General features: G+C 37.3%; 13 protein-coding genes and 1 pseudogene. 8 read left to right on the forward strand and 6 right to left on the reverse strand.

What is annotated here, in order from left to right; translation table 11 throughout:
* Positions 1 to 219 (reverse strand): transposase family protein (locus RHOW815_RS02190; protein WP_215216736.1); only part of this gene is annotated, 219 nt, incomplete at its 3' end.
* 244 nt (positions 220 to 463) lie between these two features.
* On the opposite strand from RHOW815_RS02190, the gene RHOW815_RS02195 reads away from it, so the two are divergent.
* From RHOW815_RS02195 to RHOW815_RS02230, 8 genes and pseudogenes are all read left to right on the forward strand, one after another.
* On the forward strand, positions 464 to 3,715 hold the full coding sequence (locus RHOW815_RS02195; protein ID WP_215216737.1) for an autotransporter outer membrane beta-barrel domain-containing protein: 3,252 nt from the start codon (positions 464 to 466) through the stop codon (positions 3,713 to 3,715).
* Between the two features lie 301 nt (positions 3,716 to 4,016).
* Positions 4,017 to 5,465, forward strand: coding sequence for a magnesium transporter (mgtE, locus tag RHOW815_RS02200; protein ID WP_215216748.1), 1,449 nt, complete (start codon positions 4,017 to 4,019; stop codon positions 5,463 to 5,465).
* Between the two features lie 73 nt (positions 5,466 to 5,538).
* Entirely contained in the window at positions 5,539 to 5,847 is a 309-nt protein-coding gene (locus tag RHOW815_RS02205; protein WP_215216738.1) for a DciA family protein, read from the forward strand.
* Positions 5,848 to 5,866: 19 nt separating this feature from the next.
* Positions 5,867 to 8,350 carry a DNA topoisomerase (ATP-hydrolyzing) subunit B gene (gyrB, locus tag RHOW815_RS02210; RefSeq protein ID WP_245397484.1) on the forward strand — a complete coding sequence of 828 codons (2,484 nt, stop codon included), beginning with the start codon at positions 5,867 to 5,869 and terminating at the stop codon, positions 8,348 to 8,350.
* A gap of 16 nt (positions 8,351 to 8,366) precedes the next feature.
* Positions 8,367 to 10,808 carry a DNA topoisomerase (ATP-hydrolyzing) subunit A gene (gyrA, locus tag RHOW815_RS02215; protein WP_215216739.1) on the forward strand — a complete coding sequence of 814 codons (2,442 nt, stop codon included), beginning with the start codon at positions 8,367 to 8,369 and terminating at the stop codon, positions 10,806 to 10,808.
* A gap of 13 nt (positions 10,809 to 10,821) precedes the next feature.
* Positions 10,822 to 11,457 (forward strand): dTMP kinase, encoded by a 636-nt coding sequence (gene tmk / locus RHOW815_RS02220; RefSeq protein WP_215216740.1) that lies wholly within the window; start codon positions 10,822 to 10,824, stop codon positions 11,455 to 11,457.
* On the forward strand, positions 11,432 to 12,376 hold the full coding sequence (locus tag RHOW815_RS02225; RefSeq protein ID WP_215216741.1) for a DNA polymerase III subunit: 945 nt from the start codon (positions 11,432 to 11,434) through the stop codon (positions 12,374 to 12,376). The genes tmk and RHOW815_RS02225 overlap by 26 nt, the downstream gene beginning before the upstream one ends.
* Before the next feature lie 162 nt (positions 12,377 to 12,538).
* Positions 12,539 to 12,676 (forward strand): annotated as a pseudogene (locus RHOW815_RS02230) (IS30 family transposase); the annotation flags it as partial.
* 451 nt (positions 12,677 to 13,127) lie between these two features.
* Here RHOW815_RS02230 and RHOW815_RS02235 read toward each other — a convergent pair.
* From RHOW815_RS02235 to xseA, 5 genes are all read right to left on the reverse strand, one after another.
* Positions 13,128 to 13,871, reverse strand: a complete 744-nt coding sequence (locus RHOW815_RS02235; RefSeq protein WP_215216743.1) for an SDR family NAD(P)-dependent oxidoreductase — start codon at positions 13,869 to 13,871, stop codon at positions 13,128 to 13,130.
* Between the two features lie 207 nt (positions 13,872 to 14,078).
* Positions 14,079 to 14,846, reverse strand: a complete 768-nt coding sequence (locus tag RHOW815_RS02240) for an NAD(+)/NADH kinase (RefSeq protein WP_251368205.1) — start codon at positions 14,844 to 14,846, stop codon at positions 14,079 to 14,081.
* A 43-nt stretch (positions 14,847 to 14,889) separates the two neighbouring features.
* Complete coding sequence (locus RHOW815_RS02245; protein WP_215216745.1) at positions 14,890 to 16,818, reverse strand: 1-deoxy-D-xylulose-5-phosphate synthase; 1,929 nt, start codon at positions 16,816 to 16,818, stop codon at positions 14,890 to 14,892.
* Complete coding sequence (gene xseB, locus RHOW815_RS02250) at positions 16,815 to 17,078, reverse strand: exodeoxyribonuclease VII small subunit (protein WP_215216746.1); 264 nt, start codon at positions 17,076 to 17,078, stop codon at positions 16,815 to 16,817. Before xseB ends, RHOW815_RS02245 begins: the two co-directional genes overlap by 4 nt.
* Positions 17,075 to 18,481, reverse strand: coding sequence for an exodeoxyribonuclease VII large subunit (xseA, locus tag RHOW815_RS02255; RefSeq protein ID WP_215216747.1), 1,407 nt, complete (start codon positions 18,479 to 18,481; stop codon positions 17,075 to 17,077). The genes xseB and xseA overlap by 4 nt, the downstream gene beginning before the upstream one ends.
* Positions 18,482 to 18,788: the final 307 nt, after the last annotated feature.

An 18,788-nucleotide genomic window follows, 5' to 3' on the forward strand; every position in this document is an offset into this window, starting at 1 on the left:
ATGGATAGGATCTATTGTCTTATTACCAGAACCGCATAATGTCTTGCCGTCAATGGCAATACTGTCTCCTCCAAATGCCTGAGCTATGGACTGAGTCCACTGCATAAAACATGTACGGAACGAATGAGGATTTAAAAAGGCAAAAAACCTCTCATAGGTATCATGAGAAGGAGCTCCATATTTGCAGATATTAACAGATTGTAACCAATCGAGGTTCACTTTAAAATCTATCTAAATTTTTAGCCAAGTATTCTCATTTTTTAAGTAGGTAAGAACGGCTAGTCAAAACGATTTCAAATGTATTAATTATATTTTTGAATTAATAATAATAAATTATATTTTAATTATAAAAATAAATAAACATCTTAAAATTAATATTAATTAATTATCTGTACTTGAATAAAAAAAGAATAAAATGCCAAAAGGCATTCTAAAGTTACTTTTGTTGCACTAAGGAGATTTTGTGAAAAAAATAAAAATGATACCTAATTCTATAATTAAATTATTGGGGATTTCCTGCTGTTCTTGGATGGCATGGACATCTATAAATGCTCATTCCGAGGAAAAGACAATAGACTCTAATATAGTACACACATTTGAAGCAATTAATAAGGAAACTAAAAAGCCTTCTTTAACAGTCGTGTTTAATAAAACATTTGCAAACTCTGAAGTAATGGCTGAAAATACAATTGTTATTAAAAGACCGCTGACATTTGTTGGAAGTAATAAAGCAATCGTGATAGCAGATGTTATACTCAATCCTACAGATTTATTGAGAATAGAAATGCCTGAAAGAATAGACCTATGTACTTTTAAAGATATAAAATCTATTCAAGGAAATGTCAATCTTGTACAAGGAATTTTTTCTGTACCTGTTGGAGTTGTTAAAGGAATAATTAGGAATAATGCACAGCTTGTTTTAACAGCAGAGCATAATCAAGTAATAAACGAGAAGATAGTAGGTTCTGGTCCTGTTACAATTAAAGGAGCAGGATCAGTTAAATTGGGCATGCGATGTTTAAGTGAAGGAGGGATAATATTTAGTGGAGAGGGAGAAAATCCTTCTTTGATTGTTAATACCAATAGTGTTTCTCAACAGTCTTTAACGGCTGTTAACCAAAACGATTGGATTGTTTTTCAGCAAGATTTTGATGGTACTTATGAAGGTTTTATCTCTGGAGCAGGAGGTTTGGCAAAAGACGGTTCAGGAGAACTTACCTTAAAGGGAAATAATACAAATCGTAATTCTCTTACTCGGATCTTTTCTGGAGCAATTTCTATTAACCATCCTCAAAACTTGGGAGAGCGTGGATTTATTTCTTTTCAAGGAGGAGCTCTGCACATTACAGATTCTTTAGAACTCAAGAACCCTCTTATTGGGCAGGTATTGCTTGTTATAGACGAAGGAAAAACGGCAGAGGTTTCAGGATCAGTTGGTGACGAGCAAATGCCAAGCTCTCTGAATATTGCAGGTAAGGGGACAATTTATCTAAAAAACCCTAATTCTTACCAAGGGAATACCTATGTAGATGGAGCTACACTCCAGCTTGAATCAGAAACTAATTTAGGAACAAACGGAAAACTTATCTTAAAACAGGCAACGCTAAAAGCTGCACCAGGCATTGCACATTTAGATTTAACGCGCAATATAAATTTACATGAGAGAGCCATAATACATGTAAGCGATAGAACTATAAATATTTCAGGAATTATTTTTAGCATAACTCCGCAATCTAGTCTGATTAAAAAGGGACCGGGAAAATTAGCTATTCATGGAAATTTGTCTGAGGTGAACTTAGGTATTGAAGAAGGGATAGTACATGTAAGCCCGCTTTCTGGAGAAGTAGAAAAATCGTTTTTTACAGGTATAACAAGCCATCCAGAGATCTTTACCAAGATAGATGACTGCAAAAATATGTTAAGAGGATCTCCTATGAAGATGCTAAATGATGTTTCTATTGAGGCTAATGCCCATTTAAAGATTAATAGAAACTTAGTGCACATAAAAAACCTCTCTGGTGATGGCCGTGTTTCGCTAGATGCTAACTCAGGTTATTTAGTGATTGAATCAGGAGATTTTGCTGGTCCTCTATCTGCTGCTTCTGATTACCGAATTGTTAAAACAGGTAAGGGAGAATTAAAATTAAGTGGGAAGAATGCTAATTTATTAGCAGAGCTGTTGATTAGAGAAGGAAAAGTGCAGACAAATCTAATGGGTGGTGATGTATTTGTAGAAGAGGCGGGCATTTTTAGCGGGAATAGCTCTGTTAAGAATCTAACAAACCAGGGTAGAGTAGCACCAGGTAATTCCATAGGAACTCTGCATGTGAAGGAAAATTTTCGCCAAGATCTAATGGGACGTTTAGAGATTGAAGTAAATGCACAAGGGGAATCAGATGTTATTAAAGTGGATAATCAAGCTATTTTAGCAGGGCATTTACGTATTCTACCTGAACCTGGAATTTATCAACAAGGAACGGAGTACACGATTTTAGAAGCAAAAACAGTAGAAGGAGTTTTTGATAAAGTAGAAAATACAGCTTTGGACATCGCTGTATTTGACGTTGAGTATAACCAAGATAATGTTATGCTATCTGTCACAAAAACCATGTATCAATTGCCCATAGATAATAACATGTCAGATATTTCTAAAAATCTGACTAATCTTATGCAAGATGCGCAATTTAAAGAAGGAACAGATGCTTTTAAGATTATTGAAAACATCTTTACCGTCGATAATAAAGGTTTAGAAAAAGTCTATTCACAGATGACACCTGTTCAATTAGGGGGCATGACTTATGAGAGCTATATCAATGCTTCTGGCGTAGCAAATAGTTTTACCAATGCTTTGCGTCGCAATGATAGATGTGTTGATGCTGTTTCTACCATTTGGATGGAACCAATAGGACATTATGCTCATCAAAAACATGGATGTGGATTAGAAAATTATAAGTCTTATATGGGAGGAGTTGTAGTAGGAGGACATCGTTTTGCTAATGAAAATATAGTCATTGGTGGTGGAGTTGGCTATACCGATTCTTGTTTGAAATGGGGTAAGAAGACAGCTAGGTCTCATATTTCTAGTTTTTATGCAGGTTTAAATGGAGGCTGGGTAGGGGATTTTTTCTATGCAAATGCTTCTATTATTGCCTCTGCAAATACTTTTGAAAATACACGTCATTTAAAATTTGCAAAGGTGGATCGTACAATAAAAAGCAAGCATCACGGGATTGGTTTAATATCTCGCGTGGAAGCTGGCTACAATCTTGCTGTAACACAAAATATTTGCTTGAGACCTTTTGTTGACTTAGATAGCTATCATGTTTTTGAAAGGCCCATTAGCGAAAAGAAATCTGCTCCCCTTCATTTTCATAGAGCTGCTTTGACATCTCATGAGTTTCAAGGCAAAGTTGCAATGGAAGCAACAGGAAATTTTACATGCAATTCCCTATGTTTTTCTCCTGGAGTGCTTTTGGGATGGATTGCACAAGCTCCGATTGGCAAAGCTGATTATAAAGTATCTTTAAACGATACCGGTAAGCATCTAGACGTTAAAGGATTTCAAAAACATAAAATCCATCAGCAAATAGCGATAGGAGCAAATGTGATAGCTAGTTATAAAACAACAGCTATTTCTTTGTATTATGAGCTTGATTTTGGAAAAAATCACTCTCTTGCCCATCAAGCAGCTGCTAGTATAGATTTGAAGTTCTAAAAAAAAGAGGTCCCGGTTTAAACGGGACCCACTTTTATGAGCAAACTAGCATCTAAAAAATTTATATCGAATAAAAAATAGAATTTTCCGCAAAACTAATAGTAAGATTTTTTTGAATTTTTTTTGAAAAAGAGTGTTTTTTCATTGAAAAATATTAGTTTGCAAAGTATATTTGTATGAATTTATTGCACTTTTGTTTAAAGCAAATTTTTCTTTGCGCGTTATTATAAATAAAGCCTCTATTTACTCTTTAAATTAAAAGGGAGGTTACTTTGTGCCAATTACCTCTGAAAAAGATGAGATGATTTTGCTAGCCGAAGAGCAAAAAGACTCTAATGGCTTAACGGAATCTAAAACTTCCCATTTACACCATGTCCTGCGAAAAAAGCTCGAACTTGCTTTTCATAAACAAACCTCTACAGTTGTTGTTCATGATATTGTAAAAATAGTGACAGAACATTCTGCAATTGACCTAGCTTATGCTGCTTCAGAGCTTCCTCCACGTGCCAGGCCAGTGATTTACGAGAATTTATCTAATAGCAACGAAAAAATTGCTTTTTTGCTTAACACAGATAGCAGTACAAGATCTGCCGTATTACATTATATTAGCGATGAAGAAATAAAAAATATTTTAGAAGAGATGGCCCCTGATGAAGGGGTAGAAATTTTGGAAGATATCCCTGAAAGGCGTTTTAGACGAGTGATGGAGATTTTAGAATCTACAAAAGCCGCAAAGATTCGAGAAATTAAAAAACATCAACGCAATACAGCTGGACGATTAATGACAAATGAATTTTTTTCTTTTACAAAGGATGTAAAAGTAAAAGAAGCTGCATCTCATATTAGGGACACTCCAGGAACTGATTTAACAAGACAAATTTTTATTGTTAATCGAGAAGGAATACTGCAGGGATATGTTCCTGCAAGAAATTTGATCGTCAATTCACCGCATCTACCGCTTGAGCAAGTCATGCGGCCTGTTTTATATAAAGTAACAGCTGATGCTTCCCGTGAAGAAGTGGTAGAAATTGTTGAAAAATATAAAAGCACTGTCTTGGCGGTTGTAGATAGCACTAATCGGTTAGTAGGCGTGATTACCAATGAAGATGTCCTTGATGCTATAGCTGATATTGCTGATGAAACAATTGCAAATATGGCAGGTACCGCGGAAAAATTTAGTGAACACGAACCTTTTATAAAAAGATTTTTATCTCGAGCTCCTTGGTTAATTGTAACCCTCTGCGCTGGTTTAATCAATGTAGGGGTAATGTCCTCTTTTCAGAGATATGATGGAGGGGTTTTGACCTTTGTGATGTTTTTTGTGCCTTTGATTACAGGTATGTCTGGTAACATAGGTATTCAATGTAGTACAATCCTTGTAAGAAGTATGGCGATTGGATTAATTTCAGTGACGAATCGCACGGAAGCCATTTTAAAAGAATTGCTAATGGGGATAACTGCTGGTACAACTTTTGGGTTGCTATGTGGGATTTCTGTATATGCGCTTGATTTTGTAGGAATTTCCGGCTCGGGGTTTACTCCTGTAGCTGTTGGGGTTATGGTTGGTATAGGATTAATGGGAGCTTGTATTGGAAGTACTGCTTTAGGTGTATTTTCTCCTTTATTTTTTGCGCGGATTGGAATAGATCCTGCTGTAGCATCAGGGCCTATTGTTACAGCTCTAAATGATTTTTTATCCATGTCTATTTATTTTTTAATAGCCATAGGTTTAAGTTCATTGTTTTTTTGATATTGCCATTTTGCCATGACTCTAATATAGTCTGCTAATATAGGATGATAATTGAATATCCAAATGCTATAAAATGAGAAAACATAGCCGTTTAACAAATAAGCTACTTGTAAACCTTTTGCCCAAAATGCTTGAGCGCATTGCTGCTCTGCAGAAAGACCGGCCAGATTTAATTGTGTCGGCATGGCAGGAAATTATCGGACAAAAGTTTGCTCCCATGGCTAAAGCAATAGGCTTTGAAAAAGGGATTTTAATGGTAAAGGTTAGTAATTCTACTTTATATAGTTTGCTTGCCCAACATGAAAAAAAGCGTTTGTTGCAAATGTTGCGTAAAAAGTTTCCCTATATTGAGATAAAAACAATTCACTTTCGTATTGGTTAACTATAATTGAGATTAAGGTATGACTACAATGACCAAAGAAGAACAATATGATGCTAGCTCTATTACCGTCCTAGAAGGATTGCAAGCGGTAAGAGAGCGTCCTAGCATGTACATCGGTGATACACAAACCAATGGGTTGCATCAGCTTGTTTACGAAGTAGTGGATAATAGCGTTGATGAGGCTTTAGCTAGTCATTGTAGTGAAATTTCTATTTTCATTCATGAGGATAACTCGGTAACGGTTCAAGATAATGGAAGAGGAATTCCTGTCGGGCGCCATGCTCAAGAATCGAAAAAACAAGGGCGCGACGTTTCTGCAATTGAAGTAGTTATGACTATTTTGCACGCAGGTGGTAAATTTGATAAAAATACCTATAAGGTTTCAGGCGGACTTCATGGAGTAGGGGTTTCTTGTGTCAATGCTTTATCTGAGAAGTGTGATGTTGAAGTGCGTCAAAATGGAAAGATTTATTCCATTCAATTTTCCAAAGGCAAAGTAATTCATCCTCTCAAACAGATAGGGGATAGCAAAGAACATGGGACCAAGGTCACCTTTAAACCCGATGCAACCATTTTTACCGTATTGGTTTTTGATCATGATTTATTATTGAAACGCTTTCGTGAACTAGCTTTTTTAAACAAAGGGCTAACCATTCGCTTTCGCGATGAAAGACAAGCAGACTCCCAAGAGCTGGTTTTTTGTTATGAAGGAGGGGTTAAATCCTTTGTAGAATACTTGAATGAAAATAAAACACCTATTTTTCCCAAACCGATTTACATTTATGGGTCAAAAGAAGGTGTAGATGGGGTGGTTGATTTTGAAGTTGCTATGCAGTGGAATACCACTTATTCAGAGAATTTGTATTCCTATGTAAATAATATATCAACTCGTATGGGAGGCACACATGTTAGTGGGTTTTCTACAGCTTTAACACGTGTTTTAAATCAATATATTAAGACCCATAATCTGTTAAAAAGCGATAAGATGACGGTTCAAGGCGATGACATGAGAGAGGGACTTACCGCTGTCTTATCTGTAAAAGTACCTAATCCTCAGTTTGAAGGGCAAACAAAACAGAAACTGGGTAATAATGAAGTAGGCTCGCTCGTACAACAGATTACAGGGGAGCATTTAGCGGTATTTTTAGAAGAAAATCCAGTCATTGCTCGCATGATTGTAGAAAAAGCCATTCTTGCAGCTCAGGCTCGAGATGCTGCTCGAAGAGCAAGGGAATTAACTCTGCGCAAGACAGCTTTAGATACGGCAAGGTTGCCTGGGAAACTAACCGATTGTCAGGAAAAAGACCCTGCGCTTTGTGAATTATTTATTGTAGAAGGAGATTCGGCAGGAGGATCAGCGAAAACAGGTAGAGATCGCAGATTTCAAGCCATTCTTCCCATTCGTGGAAAAATTCTTAACGTGGAAAAAGCGCGTTTGGAAAAAGTTTTGCAGAATCAAGAAGTAGGTGCGATGATTGCAGCATTTGGTTGTGGAATCGGGCAGGGTAATTTTAACTTGGAAAAATTGCGCTATCATAAGATTATCATTATGACGGATGCCGATGTTGATGGATCTCACATTCGTACTCTATTGCTAACTTTTTTCTATCGTCATATGCCTGCTTTAATCGAAAATGGGTTTGTTTATATCGCACAACCTCCTTTATTTAAAGTTACGCGCAAAAAAGCCAGTCGTTATATTCACAGTGAAAAAGATATGGATGAATATCTGTTAAAATTAGGTCTTAGCGATATTCAAATCCAGTTAGTGGGTCATAGCGATACGCTATCTAAAGAGTTGCTTGAGGAATTGGTAAAGCTCATCCGTGATGTAGAGGTATTTATCCTATCCATTGAGAAAAAAAGCATCCCTTTTCGTGAATTTTTACAAGCTAAAGACGAAACAGGTAGGCTCCCTCGTTTCCAAGTAAAATTAGGAGAGGAGGAGAAATTGATTTACTCAGAAGAGGAATTTGTAGAAGTAAAACTATCCCATGAAGCTCTGCAAAGATCTAAACATACTGAGACGTTAGCCTCCATCCCTATTGAAGAACAAACGCTAGAAATGCAAACGTTTCATGTTAAAGGAATGCCATTTGTAGAGCTATATGAGAAAAAGACTATTGATTTTTTGAAGACACGTCTTTCACAGTTTAATTTTACACTCGATCAATATGTTATTGCAGAGGGTAAGTTATTTGATATCTTCGATGAAGAGGGCAAATATCATCCTATGTATACTTTGAAAGAAGGAATTGAATCCTTACGACAGAATGGACGTAAAGGAATCGAAATTCAACGGTATAAAGGATTAGGAGAGATGAATGCAGATCAACTTTGTGATACAACAATGGATCCTCAAAAACGTACCCTTCTTCATGTAACACTTCCTGATGCTATTGCAGCTGATCATACATTTACTATGCTTATGGGAGAAGAAGTTCCTCCTAGACGAAAGTTTATTGAGCAACACGCCCTGTCGGTTAAGAATTTGGATATTTAAGGAGAGTTAACCATCCATGTCCTATACTAAAGATGAAATTGTTACTTCCCGTAATATTGAAGAAGAGGTAAAAGAGAGCTATATTCGCTATTCGATGTCGGTGATTATTGCTAGGGCTCTTCCCGATGTGCGCGATGGGCTAAAGCCCTCTCAAAGGCGTATTTTGTACGCAATGAGGCAGTTATCTTTAAGCCCTACTTCTAAACATCGTAAATGTGCTAAAATTGCAGGAGATACCTCTGGGGATTACCATCCTCATGGAGAAGGGGTAATCTATCCTACTCTTGTTCGCATGGCACAGAGCTGGTCTATGCGCTATCGTTTAATCGATGGGCAAGGAAACTTTGGTTCAGTAGATGGTGATCCTCCAGCCGCTATGCGTTATACAGAAGCGCGTCTTACCCATGCTTCCACAGCTTTAATGGAAGATTTGGATAAAGATACGGTCGACCTAATCCCTAACTACGATGAAACTAGAGTAGAGCCGACTGTATTTCCCGCTAAGTTTCCTAATTTATTAGCAAATGGATCTTCTGGGATCGCTGTAGGAATGGCTACCAATATTCCACCGCATAATTTAGCTGAATTAATTACAGCGACTTTATTGGTTATTGATGAACCGCAAACGACAATTGAAGAAATTATGACGGTAATGCCTGCGCCGGATTTTCCAACTGGTGGAATCATTTGTGGCTACCGAGGCATTAAAGAAGCTTACCATACAGGTCGCGGGAAAATTACTCTGCGAGGAGTTATTCACATTGAAGATGGTGAATCTGATAAGCAAAAACTTGTTATCGATGAGATTCCTTATAACATAAATAAGTCAGACCTAATTTTAAAAATAGCTGACCTTGTAAACGCTAAGACCATTACTGGGATTAGCGATTTACGCGATGAGTCGGATAAAGATGGGATGCGGATTGTTTTAGAACTCAAACGTGGCGAGATCCCTGACGTTACGATTAATCAGTTGTATAAGTTTACCGACCTGCAGGTAACTTTTGGCTGTAACATGTTAGCTCTTGATAAGGGCTTGCCAAGAACGATGAATATCAAGCAGTTTATTGCCGCTTGGGTTGAGCATAGAATTGATGTTGTTCGCCGCCGTACCAGATTTGAACTTGCAAAAGCACAAGCTCGTGCCCATGTCTTAGAAGGTTACTTGAAAGCTCTAGATAATTTGGATGCAATAGTTAAGCTTATTCGTTCCTCTGATAACAAAGAAGCTGCTAAGCGACAATTAATGGCTGATTATGAATTGAGCGAAAGACAAGCATCTGCTGTTTTAGAGCTGCGTTTATACCAATTAACTGGGTTAGAAAGAGAGAAGATTGAATCTGAATACAACCAATTACTGGATAAAATTTCTCATTTTCTAGCTGTATTAGCTAATGAAACACTGGTACGAGGAATTATTAAACAAGAGCTTTCGGAGCTTAAAAAGCATCATAATTCCGATCGAAAAACAAAAATCATTGCAGCAGAAGGGGAGTTTAATATTGAAGATCTCATCCCTGATTTGCCAGTGATTATTACGATTTCAGAAGATGACTATATCAAACGTATGCCCATAGATACTTTCCGTGAGCAACGCCGTGGAGGTCAAGGTGTGATTGGCATGGAGATGAAAAAAGAAAATGATGTTTTAAAAGATGTTTATGTTGCCTCTACACACGATTACCTATTGATTTTTACCAACTTTGGCAGATGCTATTGGCTAAAGGTATGGGAAATTCCAGAAGCAGGAAGAAGGTCTAAAGGAAAGCCCTTAGTCAATCTTTTAGAAGACATACGCCCTTCTGAAAAAATTGCTACCGTCTTAAAAGTAAAGAAATTTGAAGAAGATCATTATATCTTTTTAGCAACAAAGCAAGGGGTTGTAAAGAAAACAGAGCTTACAGCTTTTAGCTCTCCTCGCCGTAAAGGGATCTATGCAATCAATATTGATGAGGGAGATGAAGTAATTGCAGCTCGCCTAACGAAAGAAGGAGAGCAGATCATGCTATTTACAAAAAATGGAATGGCTGTTCGTTTTGATCAAACACAGGTACGCGCAATGGGTCGTGTAGCACGAGGGGTTAGAGGGGCTCTTTTACGTAATAAAGAAGACGTCGTTGTTTCTTGTGAGGCTGTTTCTGGTGATCAAAACCTGCTCGTTGTTTGCTCCAAAGGTTTTGGAAAGCGCTCAAAAGTCAATGATTTTAGGCAAACCAACCGCGGAGGTGTGGGAGTGCGCTCTATTATTACAAGTGATCGTAACGGTCCTGTAATTGGAGCTGTATCTGTTACCGATCAAGATAGTGTGGTTATGATGTCAAATACAGGTCAAACCTTGCGCATTAATATGCAAGATGTGCGAGTGATGGGACGCTCTACTCAAGGGGTTCGCTTGGTTAATTTGCACGCACAAGATCACTTAGTGGCTATCCAAAAAATTGAACGTATTGAAGAATGAGGTTTCAAAATAGATGCAACATCAAGGGCATCTAATTACTTTTGAAGGAGGAGAGGGTGTAGGTAAAACAACTCTTATCGATGCTCTCTACCAATACTTGCAAAACAGTAGGCAAGATGTAATTAAGACCCGTGCTCCAGGTGGTACTGAAATTGGGCGGTTGATTCGGGAAATTTTATTGAATCAACACCAAGATAAAATGTCTTATCTATGCGAGTTATTTCTCTTTTTGGCAGACCGTTCTCAACACGTAGATGAATTGATTCTTCCTGCTTTAAAACAGAGGAAAATTGTTCTATGCGATCGTTTTAATGATTCTACCATCGCCTATCAAGCAGCTGGTAGGCATCAAGAAGAAAGACAGATCGGAGATCTTTGTGCATTTGCTTCATTGCATGTACCTATTCAGTTAACCTTTTATTTGGATTTAGACCCAGGACTAGCTCTAAAGCGCGTGGATCGGATGAAAGATAGAGATCGCATTGAAGCAGAAAATATCGCATTTCACAAAAAAATTAGACAGGCATTTCATGCCCTAATAGAAAAAGATCCCAAACGATTCGTGATATTAGACGCTTCGTTAGATCCAAGTGAAGTATTTGAAATAGCAAAACGGCACCTTGATGAATTCCTCCAAACTTATCGGTAATCAAGCAGCAGCGCAGATCATTATGCGTATGCTATCCAATCATACCCTTCCGCACACACTTTTGTTTCACGGACAAAATGGAGTGGGTAAAAGCATTCTAGCAAAAGAAGTAGCGGAAGGATTAATGGGAAGTTCCCATATCGAAAAAATTCGAAAGCAAATCCATCCCGATCTTACTCTATTACATCCTGAAGGGAAAAGTGGTGTTTATTCGATGGAACAAATGCGCTCTTTGCTGCAAATGGTTTCACTTTCTCCTTTTGAAGCAAAAGTCAAGGTCTTTATTCTTCAAGAAGTCGATAAGCTCTCTACTATTTGTAGTAATGCTCTTTTAAAAACTTTAGAAGAGGCGAGTTCTGATACCTATTTTATTTTATTGACCGACCAGATAGAAAAACTGCTTGAAACGGTTACCTCTCGTTGTTATAAAGTGCGATTTTTTCCTATTCCCTCTGATTTAATCGCCTCCTTTCTACAAGAACATACGACTCTCGCAAAAGAAGAAGTTAGAAACATAGCAGATAGGTCTCAAGGCTCTTTAGCCAGAGCTCAATGGTTGTCAGAGGTAAAATCAGAAAAGTTGCAGAGGTTTTTAACCGAGCTCTTTAGCTTAAACCTGCCCCAAGACTATAGTCCATTTATCCAGCTCATGGCAGGTACAGATGCTTTGCTAGAAGACACAAATGCAGAAACAATTCTAGAAGAGATCTTAGAGTGGTATAGAGATCTGCATGCATTTAAGTACCAAGCGCCTGGATTTTACCATAGCAATCATATGCAGCTATTAGCCAAAAAAGCTAAAGAACCGCTACCTTCTCTGGAGAGAATATTAGAAGTATTTATCCAAGCTCAAACAGCACTGCAGCGCAATATTAAGCTACCCGTTGTCATAGAGGATATGTTATTGCAATTAGCTTAAACATTTTTAGTAGTCCTAAACATGTAATGCTCGCATTGGAAGCCTTGAGTTTTTTGAATCTTTTTTCGCAGAATGTGTCTTCTACCCATCTGCAGGCTCGATAACATGCGCTTTCTCTCAGAGCGTAACTATAACCTGTGTGAAAATACGAAAGATTTTGTACGCACATTAACAGCAGACAACGAAAAAGAATTTGCCTATCACCAAATGGTTAATTTCGAGCTAGAGACAGACTTCTACTTTGCAACGCCCTACCATTCTTGGGAAAGAGGCTTAAATGAGCATACAAACGGACTAGTTATACTAGTTTGATTTCAAATTAAGAATTGCATAACTAGGTTTTTTTGAAAAAACTGCTCTATCTTGCAAGGAGATGTTATCTTTTGTATAAAAATGTTTATATATTAAAACTCTTAATTTGAATGCAAACGAGTATAGGCAATATTTTCCTAAAACACAAAGCTTTTTAGATACGACTTCCAAGGATATGAAAAGGGTGGAAACTTATACTAAATAACAGACCTAGAAAGGCTCTCAACTTCGAAACTCCACTAGAAGTGTTTAGGAGGTTATCTACAAACATGCTATGCTCGGGTGCATAATAGATGTTTTTTCAAGTATTTATATGTTCTTTTTTGTGCACTTCGAGGTTGAAAGGGCCATTGTTTAAGAGATATAGCTGAAAATGCTTTTGTTAAGATAGGAATCTATAAATGAAAGCTTTAAAATAAGGGGTTATGCAAGAAATCTATTACACTTGCCCTAGTAGTTTCATCGTATATTTTGCTGGCAAGGCTCTTAGGAGACGAGTTGCGATTTTGTAAAAGAAAAATGGTTCACAGCTTGATTTATTACTTAAAGCAAAATTAACCATGCATTTGCCCATTTTTTCTGCTGTCCAAGTAAAGGGAAGCTTTCTTGGGGTTTTTAGTCCTGCTGTATCTACAGGTCCCGGGTATACTACAGAAAATCGCAAGTTGGTCCCGTAATAAGTTAGAGATAAGCTTTCAAAAGCTTTGGCAATAGCTGCCTTTGAAGCACTATATGCGCTTCCTGCTAAAGGTGCAAAAATAGCATTTATAGAACTTGTGGCGATGAATTTTGTACCACCATTTTCCCGAGAAGGCTTTTCCCAAAATTCTACCCAAGCTAAAACACCGAAATAGTTGACCTGCATAATATTTTCATGGATTTTGAGATTAAACCCATTAGGATTCTCGATAACAGCTTCTCCTGCTATGCCAGCATTCAAAAAAAACAAGGATGGGTAAAGTTTTCTTTCGAGAATTTGTTTTGAAGTTTCTCCAATATTTTCTTTCCTGGACACGTCGCAAATTATTGGAATAAAGGAGCTTGATAGCTCATTTTGAATTTCTATGAGCTTATCTTCCGAACGTGCTACACCAATGACTGTCCAACCTCGATTTACAAGTTCTCTAGAGATGGCTTTTCCTATGCCAGAAGAGGCACCGGTAACTAAAGCGATATTATCCATTATTTTTTTATTCTCTTTGTTTTCGGGTTTGGGATATCGAATAAGCTCTCGATTGACTGCTAATGCAGCTTTGAATTGAGAAGATCGTATCTTTTTTTATCTCTCAATTATCAAGCAAAATCTTCATGCGTTATATAAAAACAAACAAGCATAAATTATACAATAAGGTACTTTTTTATGCATCTATCATTTTGCTTGACGGGATAACTAGCGGAGCTTGCCTGACCATCCAAGCTTGGTACGCAATGTAGAAAAGTAATCTCGCCGTGGAAGACTTACCAGCTTGAAGTTTTTTTTGCTTCTTGTGATCTCAAAGATTTCTGATTTTTTTAATTCATAGTAATTGAGTCCATCTGCATGTATTTCAATAGGATCATAATTGCTTAAATATTCAATTTGGATCTTTTGATTGGCAGGAAGGACAATTGGGCAATTTGAAATGGTATGTGGGCAGATAGGAGTTAAAACCAAGGCTTCTAGATCAGGGCTGATGATAGGACCGCCTGCTGATAGAGAATAAGCTGTAGAGCCGTTTGGAGTAGCTATAATGATTCCATCGGCTTCAAAAGTATTTAAGTACACTCCATCTATATGGATAGCGATTTTTACTAAACAGCGGTTGCTTCCTCGGTGTACAACAATATCATTTACGGCAAAGCATCCCTTGTGACTTGTCGATTTTCCTTCAATGACCACTCTCTTATGTAATTGGAAACAGCCCTTAATCAAGTCTTGCAGGCTAGGATAGAGATCTGAAATCGGTACATCTGCCATAAATCCCAAATGCCCTAAATTAATCCCTAAGATCGGAATATCAAGGTGTGCATATTTATGAACTAGCTTTAAGATGCTGCCATCGCCACCCATGGAAATCATAAATGAGATAGTTGTTAGATCTATCTCTGACAAAGGAATAGCGCCGATAACCTGCGCTTTTTCATCTTCTGCAACCACAGTGATATTCTGACTGTTCAAGAACTCTCTAATATCGATTGCTAGATCTTTTGAGAGCTGCTTATTAATATTTGGAAAAAGAGCGATAATCATACGAAGGAGGGTTTAATTGTTCAGAAAAAGAGAAGAATTCTTTTTTAATTTGTTCTGCAATCGCTTTAGGGGATAGATTTAAGCTTTGCATCAAATCTTGATAGCTGCCTTGCTCGATAAATGCTTCAGGTATTCCTAGATTGAGCACCTGTAATTGATAGAATTTATTGCGTACAATAAATTGATTAAAGATAGAAGCAAATCCTCCATTTATACTGTGTTCTTCTAAGGTAACAATATAAGTGTGTTTAGTTAAAATAGAGTATAAGAGATCTTGGTCAAGTGGCTTTAAAAAAATAGGATCAACTATAGTTGCATCAATTCCATAAGGCAAAAGGATCTCTCTCACCTTTATAGCAGTATAACACATATGTCCCACTGCAATAATCGCTAATTTGCTACCAGTAACTACTATTTCGCCAATTCCAAGAGAACGGGTCTTTAAAGCAGCATCTGTTTCTTCTGTTGCCATATTTGGATAACGTATAGCTGTTGGTAGACCCCAAGAAAAAGCACTTTCGAGCAGCTCTTTTAATAGCTGAGCATTACGAGGTTGGCAAATCACCATGTTAGGCATAACATTGAGAAAAGAGATATCGTAGATACCGTGGTGCGTTGACCCATCTGGCCCTGAAATACCAGCTCTATCAATAGCAAATACAACAGGAAGCTCTTGGAGACAAACATCGTGAAACAAATTATCAAAAGCTCTTTGCAAAAAAGTAGCGTAGATTGAACAAACGACTTTCATTTTTTTGCCATAAGCGATCCCTCCGCAAAAAGTAACAGCATGTCCTTCCGCAATACCTACATCTAGACATCTTTCAGGGAAGGCTTTCATAAACTCTTGTAAACAAGAGCCAGCTAGCATAGCAGGGGTTACTGCAATTAAACTTGGGTCGTTTTTAGCCATTTCAAGGATATGTTTTCCAAATACTTGAGGAAAACTTACTTGAGAAGATGTCGTTAAAAATTTCTCAGTCTGTTTATCAAAGGGTTTACAGCCATGCCAAGAAACAGGATTTAAAGTAGCGGTTTGCATACCTTGACCTTTTACTGTTAATATATGCAATAAAACAGGGTGTGGATTATTTTTAAGCGCTTCAAAAACCAAGATGAGTTTACTAATATCATGTCCATTGATGGGGCCTACATAATCAAGATGAAACTGTTCAAAAAAAGGAGCTGTGCTAAAGAGGTTTTTTAAGGACTCTTTAAGTTTGTGCCCTTGTTTGGCAAGTTGGATGCCTAAGCCAGGAAATTTAGATAGCAAAGACTCTAACTCATTATAGATCTTATTAGAGCGAGGATGGTTGAAAAACCTACTTAGAATATACTTCATTGCTCCTACGTTCTCTGAGATCGACATTTCATTATCATTTAAGACCACGATGAAATCCCTTAAATCTCTAGGTATATTATTAAGGGCTTCTAATGTAAGACCGCAGGTAAGAGTAGCATCGCCTATTATAGGAAGAACGTGCTCTTTACGCTTATTTATATCGCGATTTTTTGCAACACCTAAACCAAGAGATAAAGCAGTGCCAGCGTGACCTGCGTAAAAGTGATCGTGTTTAGATTCTTTAGGATTGCAAAAACCGCACAACCCTTTAAATTTACGAATCTGATCAAACCTATGATAGCGGCCTGTTAAAAGCTTGTGGGGATAGGATTGATGGCTTACATCAAAAACAAATTTATCGCCAGGGGAATCAAATACATGATGTAGAGCAATTATAAGCTCAACAATTCCTAAATTAGACGCTAAATGTCCTCCGTTAACAGCCATTACATCAATGATCTTTTGCCTGATTTCGGTAGCTAATAACTTAAGAGAGTCTAAAGAAAAATATTTAATTTGCTCTGGGGAAGAAATCTGACTTAACAAGGGATAGCTCATGAGAGATGCTCGCTAGCGTGCAAAAAAGGGGCTGTTTCTGGTTTTCCCTCTTGATCTATTACTAAACCACCTTCTCGGTTTTTCATTAATGTTTCCACTTCTTGCTCTGCTTTTTTTAATTTTTCATTACAAGAGCTGATTAAGCCATCAGCTTCCTTATAAAGAGCTAAGGACTCTTCTAGGGAAACTTTTTTAGAATTCATCTGTTCTAAAATTTCTTCTAAACGCAAATAGGAACTTTCAAATGAAGCATCTTTCATAGAGATTTAATGTTATGTATAGTTAAGCCTAATTGTCCATCTTGTAGCATTAGGCGGACTTGTTGATTAGGGATTACTTCCTTGGTAGAGATAATAACCGAATCGTTTTTTTCATGAAAGAGAATGCCATATCCTTTTGTTAATAAGTATTTAGGGTCAGCAGCTTTTAATAGAGCAATTATTTTGGTAAGAGAGGATTTTTTTTCGTAAATTAATTGATTCTGTCTTAAATCTATTTTTTTATACCAAGCTAAAGAAGATAATTTATTTTTATATTCATAGAATTTATGTAAAATAGTTTGTTGAAGCAGAGTTTCAATAGCTTCTATTTTTTGTTTCATCTCCTGTAACTGGTGACTAGGTCTTAAGTGATGCAGCTTGGATGTCAATAAAGAAAGCTGCCAGCCTTTTTTTTGGATGATTTGAGTAAAGCAGCGATTCACATCTATTGCGTAGCTATCTACACGCTGAAAATGAGGCTCCAACAAAGCATGAGGGTTTTTGATAAAAGGATGATTTGAAACAAAATGCACTTTCTCTGCACAGCTCCTAAGATGGCTAGTTATTGCATTCTTTAGTTGGGCATAAGATCTATTAAGATAGGTAATCTGTTGAGCTCTCTCAACCGTTACGAGTTCTGCCGCAGCAGATGGGGTAGGCGCTCTTTGATCTGCTACAAAATCAGCAATACAGGTATCGGTTTCATGACCTACTGCAGAAATGATAGGAATCTTAGAATAGTAAATAGCGCAAGCTACGATTTCTTCATTGAATGCCCATAGATCCTCTAAACTACCACCACCTCTCCCTACAATCAGAACATCTGCTAGCTGATATTTATTAAAGTCTTCAATAGCTTGCGCAATCTCTTTTGCAGCCGTCTCTCCTTGCACCGTAACAGGATTTAATAGGATAGACAAACCAGGAGCTCTTCTTTTGAGTATTTGTAAAATATCTTGGATAACAGCCCCTGTTGCAGAAGTAATAACTCCGATTCTCTTAGGGTATTTGGGTAGAGGTTTTTTCTTTTCTTTCTCAAAAAAACCCATCTGCTCTAACTTGGTTTTCAGTTGGTGCCATTTTACCAAAAGCTCTCCCACTCCCATATAGCTTAAACTACGAGCGATAATCTGATAATTACCCCTAGGAGGGTAAACGTTCAGCTCTCCTTGAATGATTACCTGATCCCCATTTTGAGGAGAACGAGTTAAAGCTTTAGCGTTAGAGCGGAATAAAACACAAGAGATCTGTGCTTCTGAATCCTTCAAGGTAAAATACAAATGCCCAGATGATTGAGCTTTGAAATTGCTAATCTCTCCCTTAATGCACACAGAGAAAAACTTTAATTCCAAAGTGTGTTTAATAGCCAAGGTGAGTGTAGAAACGGTAAAGATCTCTTCCATAGCCTGAAGAATACAATAATGGATCAATTCTACAAAGAGTCTTAGAGCCTGTTTAAAATCTTTTCAGCTAAGGTATAATGATAGTTTTCATAAAACCTTTGGAGGTAATTATGACCCGCTCTTATCCAAGCGATATCTCTCGTAAGCAATTTAACAAAATCCATCTATAGCTAGCTTAATGGGATTTAAGTCAACGACTTGAAACTTGTCGTTTATACATGCCATAATTGCACACAAAGAAGGGGTTGCTCCTTAAACGGAGTAGGTTAAACTCTCCAATATAAACGAGATTTTTTCAAATCTCAAA

The sequence above is a fragment of the Candidatus Rhabdochlamydia sp. W815 genome (assembly GCF_018642185.1).
Lineage (GTDB): Bacteria > Chlamydiota > Chlamydiia > Chlamydiales > Rhabdochlamydiaceae > Rhabdochlamydia > Rhabdochlamydia oedothoracis.

Bases quoted from the DNA above. Each gene is read 5' to 3' on its own strand.
- xseB (WP_215216746.1), bottom strand. From the start codon at position 17,078: ATGAAAGATGCTTCATTTGAAAGTTCCTATTTGCGTTTAGAAGAAATT.
- RHOW815_RS02205 (WP_215216738.1), top strand. From the start codon at position 5,539: ATGAGAAAACATAGCCGTTTAACAAATAAGCTACTTGTAAACCTTTTG.
- xseA (WP_215216747.1), bottom strand. From the start codon at position 18,481: ATGGAAGAGATCTTTACCGTTTCTACACTCACCTTGGCTATTAAACAC.
- RHOW815_RS02225 (WP_215216741.1), top strand. From the start codon at position 11,432: ATGAATTCCTCCAAACTTATCGGTAATCAAGCAGCAGCGCAGATCATT.
- RHOW815_RS02235 (WP_215216743.1), bottom strand. From the start codon at position 13,871: ATGGATAATATCGCTTTAGTTACCGGTGCCTCTTCTGGCATAGGAAAA.
- gyrA (WP_215216739.1), top strand. From the start codon at position 8,367: ATGTCCTATACTAAAGATGAAATTGTTACTTCCCGTAATATTGAAGAA.
- mgtE (WP_215216748.1), top strand. From the start codon at position 4,017: ATGATTTTGCTAGCCGAAGAGCAAAAAGACTCTAATGGCTTAACGGAA.
- RHOW815_RS02245 (WP_215216745.1), bottom strand. From the start codon at position 16,818: ATGAGCTATCCCTTGTTAAGTCAGATTTCTTCCCCAGAGCAAATTAAA.
- tmk (WP_215216740.1), top strand. From the start codon at position 10,822: ATGCAACATCAAGGGCATCTAATTACTTTTGAAGGAGGAGAGGGTGTA.
- gyrB (WP_245397484.1), top strand. From the start codon at position 5,867: ATGACTACAATGACCAAAGAAGAACAATATGATGCTAGCTCTATTACC.